This is a genomic window from Arthrobacter sp. I3, from assembly GCF_000520575.1.
Lineage (GTDB): Bacteria > Actinomycetota > Actinomycetes > Actinomycetales > Micrococcaceae > Arthrobacter > Arthrobacter humicola_A.
The window spans coordinates 19,739-26,530 of the sequence record NZ_KI914962.1 but is presented as its reverse complement, the minus strand read 5'-3'; the positions used below and the strand labels follow the sequence as shown (position 1 = coordinate 26,530).

7 protein-coding genes are annotated in these 6,792 nt (G+C 67.6%); 4 read left to right on the top strand and 3 right to left on the bottom strand.

Going from position 1 to position 6,792, the window contains the following annotated elements:
- Positions 1-157 precede the first annotated feature (157 nt).
- Positions 158-352 carry a hypothetical protein gene (locus tag Y706_RS0120170; RefSeq protein ID WP_043436631.1) on the bottom strand — a complete coding sequence of 65 codons (195 nt, stop codon included), beginning with the start codon at positions 350-352 and terminating at the stop codon, positions 158-160.
- A gap of 143 nt (positions 353-495) precedes the next feature.
- Positions 496-720: a hypothetical protein gene (locus Y706_RS0120165; protein WP_028278007.1), complete on the bottom strand. Its 225-nt coding sequence runs from the start codon at positions 718-720 to the stop codon at positions 496-498.
- A gap of 118 nt (positions 721-838) precedes the next feature.
- Between Y706_RS0120165 and Y706_RS0120160 the strand changes: the two genes are divergently transcribed.
- Genes Y706_RS0120160 through Y706_RS0120145 form a run of 4 tightly spaced genes read left to right on the top strand, consistent with a single transcriptional unit; the run spans position 839 to position 3,301 of the window.
- A complete protein-coding gene (locus Y706_RS0120160; RefSeq protein ID WP_028278006.1) occupies positions 839-1,327 on the top strand; it encodes a MarR family winged helix-turn-helix transcriptional regulator in 489 nt (162 codons plus the stop codon).
- A 27-nt stretch (positions 1,328-1,354) separates the two neighbouring features.
- Positions 1,355-1,936 (top strand): SSI family serine proteinase inhibitor, encoded by a 582-nt coding sequence (locus Y706_RS0120155; protein ID WP_028278005.1) that lies wholly within the window; start codon positions 1,355-1,357, stop codon positions 1,934-1,936.
- On the top strand, positions 1,905-2,912 hold the full coding sequence (locus Y706_RS26700; RefSeq protein WP_043436629.1) for a hypothetical protein: 1,008 nt from the start codon (positions 1,905-1,907) through the stop codon (positions 2,910-2,912). The genes Y706_RS0120155 and Y706_RS26700 overlap by 32 nt, the downstream gene beginning before the upstream one ends.
- Entirely contained in the window at positions 2,909-3,301 is a 393-nt protein-coding gene (locus Y706_RS0120145) for a hypothetical protein (protein ID WP_028278004.1), read from the top strand. The genes Y706_RS26700 and Y706_RS0120145 overlap by 4 nt, the downstream gene beginning before the upstream one ends.
- Before the next feature lie 204 nt (positions 3,302-3,505).
- Here Y706_RS0120145 and Y706_RS0120140 read toward each other — a convergent pair whose 3' ends face one another.
- The gene (locus Y706_RS0120140) at positions 3,506-6,643 is read right to left on the bottom strand and encodes a S8 family peptidase (RefSeq protein WP_028278003.1); all 3,138 of its coding nucleotides are present in this window, start codon (positions 6,641-6,643) and stop codon (positions 3,506-3,508) included.
- Between the last annotated feature and the right edge of the window lie 149 nt (positions 6,644-6,792).

Here is a 6,792-nt window from a genome sequence, read left to right as displayed (position 1 = left end):
ACCTGCCGCTCCCTTCCCCGTCTCCGCCCGTCGTCGGCCGCTTCCCCACAGCTCCGGCCGCATTCCCACGTTTCCGGCCGCGTACCACGCGGCCGCCCAGGATGCCCCCGGCATCCGGGGTCCCCCGGAACCGTCGGAACCGGCGAAGCGGGCCTCGTCAGACCTCTTCTTTCCCGAGATCCGTTTTCCGGACAGCGTAGTGGTGTCCGTGGTCGTCCGTCTCGACTTCGAAACCTGCCAGGTCGTCTTCCGAGGCGTGCTCGAAGTCGTCGTGCTTGTGAACTACAGGCGCCGCGGTGTCGCCTCGATTTGCGGGCCCGAACAGCAGCCTCAGCTTGTCGGTCTTTTCCATGAAAGCTCTGACAGCACGTGTCACTAGTCCCACCCCCTTTCCTCGTCCCGGATGGTTCAGGATGCTGCACAGCGGTGTGTCAGTGCCCTCATTTTACGCCCGGCAGCGGGAAATGGCCCGGGTGGGGTGGCGCTAAAAGGGACCTAGCGCAGGGATTTGTCGTCAGGGTTTCGAGGCACCACATAAGTGCTGCCGTCGGGCCGGTGCAAGGTCTCCCACTGTTCAGTTTCAGCCTGCCGCGCCGCCAGCAGCCGCCTGTTCTGGTCGGTCATCTCGTGGCCGAGTGAACTGCGGTTGGCCGGCCCGAACACGGCCCGGAACTTCCCGGTGGCCCGCATGAACCGCTCGACGGCATTTTCCTTGGCCATGGCTATCCTTTCGTGGGAGCAAGACAATGCTCCCAGTGTACGCTAATCATTAGTGCACTAATCATTCGAAGGAGTCGGTGTGACCGAAGGAACCCCAGCAATCCAGGACAGGCACGTCATGCCGGGAGCGCATGGAGCCCAGGACTCCCAGGCAGCACAGGACGACCTCCTGCTGGAACAACAGCTCTGCTTCGCCCTGACGGTGGCCTCCCGAAGCGTCGTGGGCGCCTACAAGCCCGTCCTCGACAGGCTCGGCCTGACCCACCCGCAGTACCTCGTCATGTTGTGCCTGTGGGAAGCGAGCCCGCGCTCGGTCCGCGACATCAGCGAGGCCCTGGCCCAGGAGCCGGCAACCATCTCGCCGCTGCTGCGCCGCCTCGAGACGGCCGGCTTCATCACCCGTCAGCGGATGGAAGGCAACGAGCGCACCCTGGATGTCCGGCTGACGCCGCACGGCGCCGCGCTTCGGGAGCAGGCCACCGAAGTCCCAGGCATCATGATGGCCCGGCTGGGCCTGACGCATGAACAGGTCGGCCAGCTGCACGCCACCATGATGGACCTGATCGCCGCCACACGGCCCGGCCCGGACGACGTGCCCCGGCGGTAGACTGGGCAAAACAGAGGAGGACTGCTGATGCGCACGCAATCGGGCCGCCCGGCACTTGTCCTGGCGGCCGTCCTGATGGCCGTGGCCGGATTGGCCGCCTGCACGCCGAATGGCGGGCCCACCCCTTCCCCCTCCCCCAGCACGACGTCGGGCACCCCCTCCAGCCCGTCACCCACAGCGCCGTCGGGCTCGCCGTCGCCGGAGACGGAGACGACGTCACCGGCCCCGTCGCCCTCCGCGGTCCCGCTGCCGTCCGGACCGGGCAAGGGCAACGCCGAACTCGCCATCATGGTCAAGCCGAACGAAACCGGCACCGCGGCCAACTTCACGCTGGTCTGCCAAAACGGGGTTCCTGCGGCCGAAAGCCAGCACCCCAACGCCGCCGCCGCATGCATCGCCATCAAGAACAACCCGGCCATCCTCAGCCCCGCCCCGCCCGCCAAGAACCAGTCCTGCACCCAGCAGTACGGCGGCCCGCAGGTGGCCACCGTCACCGGCGTCGTGGATGGCAGGGCGGTTCAGGCGAGCTTCAGCCTGACAAACGGCTGTGAAATCGCCGCCTGGAACGCCGCCAAAGATGTTCTGGGCTCATCCGGCGGGGCGAGCTAAGCCCTTGCACCTCCAGCAGGAAGAGTGGCTGCCGCGCCAGGCGGCCCACGTCCAACGTGTCCGCCGCTACGCGGACCCCTACCTTGAGCGGCGCTCCGCCGGCCGGAAGCACCCGGTGGAGGACTTCCTCTTCACCTACTACACCCAGAAGCCCGGACAGCTGCTGCGCTGGCACCCGGGCGCCGGCGTCGTGCTCTCCGGCCCCGAGGCTGAGGCGCGGACCGGGTGGAAGTATTACCGCGCGGCCGACGCCGCAGAACTCGCGGCCGCCGGGCTGCCGGCGGAGTCGCCGGCTGTGACGGCAGACGTCGACGCCTTCCTGAGGGAGCGCCGGGAGGCACTGCAGTTCGCAGGGATCATCCTGGCCGGGACTGCCGCGCGGCCGGCCCAGTTCGGCTGCTTCGGGCTGCACGAGTGGGCAATGGTCTACAGGCAGGACAAGTTCGATCTCCGGCACGAGTACCTGCAGCTGCGGCTCGGGTCCGGGCGCACCGACGAGGTGGTGGAGGAGAACCGGATCCGGTGCTCGCACTTCGACGCCTTCCGCTTCTACACCCCGGACGCCGTTCCGCTGAACAGCATGGTTCCCAGCCGGGAGAACCAGCGCGCCATGGAGCAGCCGGGTTGCCTGCACGCCAACATGGACCTTTACAAGTGGGCCTACAAACTGTCCCCATTGCTGCCCAGCGAGCTCGTCATGGACTGTTTCGAACTATCGTGGCGGATCCGGGCTATGGACATGCGGGCGTCGCCGTACGACTTGCAAGAGTGGGGGTATCCGGCGATCCGGATCGAGACACCGGAAGGCAAGGCCGAGTACGTTGACTATCAGCGGGCCTTCGCGGCCGAGTCGCAGCAGCTGCGGGGGCGGCTGCTGCAGGAGCTGACGCCGCTGCTCAACGCCGCGGCCGGGACCGCCCCCACCACCGCAGACCGGCACACGGAACCGGACAACAGCTTGAAGGGACCGTCATGACGGACACAGCCAGCCCCCGCAACGACCGGCACGGGCGCAATGACGTCGAGCTGACCATTCGCCTCACAGAGGCTCCCGGCGCGCCCGAATACACCTTCAGGCTGGAAGCCGGCGACGGCGCCGCCTCCGCCGCGTCCACCCTGCCGGATCCCGCGGCCGCTCTGGAGGCCGTCCGGCGCCACGGCGAGGCGATCTTCTTCCCCAAACCGGGGCCGCCGCGGCTGTGCACGCAGCAGTACGGCGGTCCCCAGACCGCCGTCGTGACCGGCTGGTACCTGGGCCGCGAGGTCAACAGCCGCTTCAGCCGGACCGATGGCTGCGAGATTGCCCGCTGGCGGGCGATGGCGCCGCTGCTCGGCGGGGTTGCGGGCTCCACCGGCGCCATCTGAACCTTCACGGCACGCACGCCCGCGGCCTCTGGGCCTTCCCGGCTCCGCCCCCGGGGCCCCGGCCCGGGACCGGGTCCGCCCCCGACTTTCCCGCGACCCCAGGCTCTTCCGGATCCGCCCCGGCGGATTAAACGGCAACGGCAGGCGGTGTGAGCCGCCGGCCGTTGCCGTCTTTTGGTGCTGCTTCTGCCTACCTGGCGTCGCCTAGATGGCGTAGTTCGGGGCGAAGGACTGATCGCTGTTCTGGATCTTGCCCTGCTCCTCCTTCACCTTCTTGCCCTTGTCCTTCTTGTCCTTGTGGGAGTTGTCGCCATCGGCGTCGTCGCCCGGACCGTCATTGGAATCCTGGTCCTCGGAGGTCGGCGGGACCACGACGGTCCCGGCCGGGGTCACCAGGACCGAGACGAACGTGGGATCGCTGGCACCGGCGAAGGTGACCCGGCCGATGTACGAACCGACCTGAAGCCCTTCCCAGCTCAGCGTGACCTTGCCGGCCTTGCCGTTGGCGAGCCGGAGCGGGTTCGGGCTCAGCGAGGCCTTGCCCTCGACCTTGCCCAGCACGGCGGCGTCGACCGAGGCCTTGGTGGCCTGGTTGTTCGGGCTGGCGTACAGGTTGGCGTAGATCGTGTACTTACCCGGGGTCGGATTGGGTATGGACACCGATTCGCTGGCCGACGACGTCGCGACCGTCAGCGGACCGTTCGGGGTCATGACGTACATGTCGAAGTCAGCCTTCGGGTCCGCGGAAATGACCGAGAACTTGGCCAGCGGGGAGCCGGCCACGACTGTGACGTCCTTGACGACGTTGGAGGCATCCGGGGCGCCGGTGAACGGACCCGGGACGAGCTCGACGGCCGTGGAGTCGGCCTTCGAGAGACCGTCGAGGGTCATGTTGATCGGCGCGTTCGTGCCGGAGACCACCTTGATGGCACCGGAACCGCTGCCGCCCTCGGAGGTGAAGGCCACATCGGGCAGGGCCACGACCGACTGCGGACGGACCGCGATCGGCGACGCCACATTCTTGTTGGCGCCCTGCCAGGTCAGCGAACCGGTCGCGAACTTGCCCAGGGGCGCGCCCTGGTTCTCAAAGGAGACCTTGAACGTGCGCTTCTCGCCGGCGGCGCGGAAGTTCAGAGCAGCCGGGGTTACGCTGACCTTGACGCCGGGAACGTTGAACTGGGCCTTGTAGACCCCCGGGGTCAGGGCGGTCAGCGTGCGGGTGACCTCGATCTTCCCGGCCAGGTTGCCCAGGGCGAAGGAGGGCAGGTTCATATCCCTCGCCTTGATGGTTCCGTGAATGAACTCCAGGTAGTCGGCCTCGCTGGCGTCGTAGATGAGGCCCGGATCCAGCACGCGGGCCGGGTCCACCTGGCCCGCGCCGGTGGCAAAGACATCGGTGTTCTTGGATCCGTCGGCGTTCTTGACGTCGCTCGTGGTGGTCATCATCGCGGATTTGACCGCGGCCGGGGACCACGTGGGCTTCATGGCCAGGATCAGCGCGCCGAAGCCGGCTACGTGCGGGGAGGCCATTGAGGTGCCGGAAAGGAAACCGAAGTTGTCGCCTCCGGTGCCGATCGGCGAAACGCCGGCCAGTACGGCCACGCCGGGCGCCGCGACGTCAGGCTTGAGGAGGTCGGAGCCTTCAGCGAGCAGCGGGCCCCGGGAAGAGAACCCGGCGATCTGCGGCTGCGCCTCGAGGGGCAGCCCGGTGGTGTCCTTGTTGACCAGGGAAACCGTGATGGCCGGATTGGCCGTGACCTTGGCCTTGATGGCCTCGGTGGCGGGCGGGTTCACATGGACGGTGGGGACCGAGTGCTTGTCCGTGTCCAGTGAGGAGACGGACAGGTTGACGAGGATCATGCCGACGCCGCCTCCGCGCTTGACTTCGGCGCTCTTTGCGACGCGGTCCACGACGCCGCGGTCACAGACCACAACTTTGCCGGCGATTTTGGCCGGATCCAGCGAATCGGGGCCGCACAGATTAGGGCTGGCTTTCCCGGCGGCTCCTGCGTTGGCTGCCAGCACGACGCCGGCGTTGGAAACCTGGCCGTTCATGATGCTAGCGCCGCGGTATTTGCTGCCGTCGGAGAACTCGACCGTTCCCTGCAGTTCCTGCGAGAAGCTGGTGGCCGCGACCGTGGTCAGCCAGGGCGCGCCGTGGTTGACGGTGCTCGCCGTCGGGCCGGAGTTGCCGGCGGAGACCGCGACGAAGATCCCGGCCGAGGCGGCGGACAGGAATGCCAGGGAGACCGGATCGGTGGTGGTATCCGTGGCGCCGGAGATGGAGTAGTTCAGGACGTCCACGCCGTCCTCGATGGCCTTGTTGATGGCCTCGACGGACGCGGACGAGTAGCACCCACCGGAGTTGGGATCGTTGTCTTCCCAGCAGACCTTGTAGATGGACAGCTTCGCGGCCGGCGCGATGCCGCTGGTCTGGCCGAAGCTCCGGCCGTCAACCATGGCCTCGACATTGGCGTTGCCGGCAGCCGTGCTGGCGGTGTGGGTTCCGTGGCTGGCGGCGTCGACCGGGGATAGCCGTTCGCCCGGAGCCCAGTCTTCCGGCGGGACAGTGGCCGCGAAGTCCTCACCAAAGTAGCGGGCGCTCAGGACCTTGGAGTTGCAGGCGGTGCCGTCAAAGTCGGTGCCGACCTGGCATTCGCCCTTGAAGGTTTCGCCGTCGGCTTTGAGCATCGCGATCTTGCCGTCCGGGGTGCGGTACGGCACGCCGACGACGGGATTTCCGGTGAGGGGCTTGACCTCCTGGCCGGCAAAGTAGGCACTGGAGGGGGTGTAGCCGGTGTCAATCACACCGACCACGACGCCCTTGCCGGCCGCGTCCTGGCCGCCAAACTTGGTGTTCCACGTGCCGTTGGGCCCGCTGAGCTTCAGGAAGTCGGCGGTGGAGTAATCGGGGGCGTTCTCCGTGTCCGGCGCGACGACGAGGACCGACGGGTCCCGGGCCAGTTTCACGGCCTGGTCCGCCGTCAGCTTGGCGCTGAAGCCGTTGAGGGCCGCGGTGAACTGGCGCTGCATCTTGACGCCCTGCTGGCCGGCCACCTGGGACTGCTTCTGTTCCAAGTGGGCCTTGTACTGCTTGACCTCGGCCTTGTTGGCATCCAGTTTCTTGCCTGACGCAGGCTTGGTGGCCGGCAGGCCGGCCGTCCCGCCGTCGTAAGTCGCGGAAGGCTTCTCCGCCAGGACCACTATGTAGCGGCCGTCCTTGTAGTTGTTCGGATCAAAATTCTTCTGTGCGACGCCGGCTACTCCCGGGCCTTGCGCCGGGGCCGCATTGGCGGGGGCGATCGCGATGCTGGACAGAAGAACCGGCAAGCCCAGGGTCAGTGCCGCGGCCCTCCGGAGTCCCCCGCTTCGAAGGAAGCTCTTTCCTGGTGATGTCACGAGTGTTTGAACCTTTCGTAAAGGAACGGCCCGGCTTCAACGCCGGGCCCAACGGACTGGCGGGAACTCACCGGGCGGTCGCCCGGCCCGTC

Bases quoted from the DNA above. Each gene is read 5' to 3' on its own strand.
- Y706_RS0120170 (WP_043436631.1), bottom strand. From the start codon at position 352: ATGGAAAAGACCGACAAGCTGAGGCTGCTGTTCGGGCCCGCAAATCGA.
- Y706_RS0120165 (WP_028278007.1), bottom strand. From the start codon at position 720: ATGGCCAAGGAAAATGCCGTCGAGCGGTTCATGCGGGCCACCGGGAAG.
- Y706_RS0120160 (WP_028278006.1), top strand. From the start codon at position 839: ATGCCGGGAGCGCATGGAGCCCAGGACTCCCAGGCAGCACAGGACGAC.
- Y706_RS0120155 (WP_028278005.1), top strand. From the start codon at position 1,355: ATGCGCACGCAATCGGGCCGCCCGGCACTTGTCCTGGCGGCCGTCCTG.
- Y706_RS26700 (WP_043436629.1), top strand. From the start codon at position 1,905: ATGTTCTGGGCTCATCCGGCGGGGCGAGCTAAGCCCTTGCACCTCCAG.
- Y706_RS0120145 (WP_028278004.1), top strand. From the start codon at position 2,909: ATGACGGACACAGCCAGCCCCCGCAACGACCGGCACGGGCGCAATGAC.